The organism is Dyadobacter sp. HNCC25DJ186 (assembly GCF_056895235.1).
Genome location: NZ_JBXHAS010000040.1, coordinates 1 through 1,304 on the forward strand (window position 1 = coordinate 1; position 1,304 = coordinate 1,304).

A 1,304-nucleotide genomic window follows, 5' to 3' on the forward strand; every position below is an offset into this window, starting at 1 on the left:
CTCTTTCTGCCTGTAATCTTTCACCAAATTTAATGTACAATTGTGACATGGTCAAGCCCCAATTATGAATCGACATCGTCCACTTTTTGGAAAGATCTCTAACGACCAGATAGACTAGTTTTAGCAGTGCCTGATCTGATGTAAATGCGCCTTTCGTCTTGGTTACTTTCCGGATTTGCCGGTGCATTCCTTCAATCGCATTTGTTGTATAAATCACCTTTCTTATTTCAGTGGTATACTCAAAGAAGGTTGAAAGATTCACCCAATTATCCATCCAGGATTTTACTGCGAGAGGATATCTCTTTCCCCATTTGTCATCAAATTCCAGTAGCCTTTCGTACGCTTGTTCCTGGTTATTAGCCTTGTAAATTGGCTTCAAATCTGCAATAACAGCTTTTTTATCTTTTTCAGGCACGTAACGCATGCTGGTGCGTATCTGATGGATAATACAAAGTTGAATTTTGGTCTTTGGATACGCTGCTTCTATGGCTTCCGGGAAGCCTTTTAAGCCGTCAATGCAGGCAATTAATATATCTTCAACACCGCGTTGTTTTAAATCTGTTAAAACAGACAGCCAAAACTTAGCGCCCTCATTTTCAGAAAGATAAATACCGATTAAGTCCTTTTTCCCTTCTCGATTTATTCCCAGTATGTTATAAATCGCCCGCGATTCAACGCTGCCATTATCCCGCACTTTGTAATGCATACAATCCAGAAAAACGAAGGGATAAACGGCTTCTAATGGCCGGTTCCGCCATTCATTCATCAGCGGAACTACCTGGTCTGTAATATGAGAAATCTCAGTAGCAGATATGTCCATGGCATACATTTCCTTCACATACTCGGAAATATTACGCGTACTCATACCACGCGCATACATCGCAATTACTTTATCTTCAAGCTCTTCTGTGATAATCAGTTGCCGTTTAGGCAGGATTTTAGGTTCAAATGTGCCTTGCCGGTCACGACTGCTTTCAATCTCTAAATGACCTGACTGAAGACTTCGGACAGTCTTCCTTGTTTTGCCGTTTTTACGGTTGTTTTCACCCGCAGCTTTACTTTCTTCAAGGTGGTTGTTTAGCTCACCTTCTAGCATCGATTCAAGAAGATGTTTTAACATTGGAGCGAATACACCATCAGTGCCACCCATTTTTTTGCCGTCATAGAGACCTTGCATCGCTTCTTCCTTGAAGCGTTCAAAATCGAAAGATTTGTTTGTCTTCATCGTGTCTATAAGTTAAACTAATTTACTTATTTTTCCCCTTAATCAAATTAAGAGGTGACACAGTTCAATTTACAGTCTC

Annotated in this window: 1 protein-coding gene; it reads right to left on the reverse strand. The window is 40.4% G+C overall.

Features of this window, described 5'->3' with window-relative positions:
* The coding region (locus AC1XUO_RS29590) for an IS256 family transposase (RefSeq protein ID WP_483333513.1) at positions 1-1,225 on the reverse strand (1,225 nt) is incomplete at its 3' end.
* Positions 1,226-1,304: the final 79 nt, after the last annotated feature.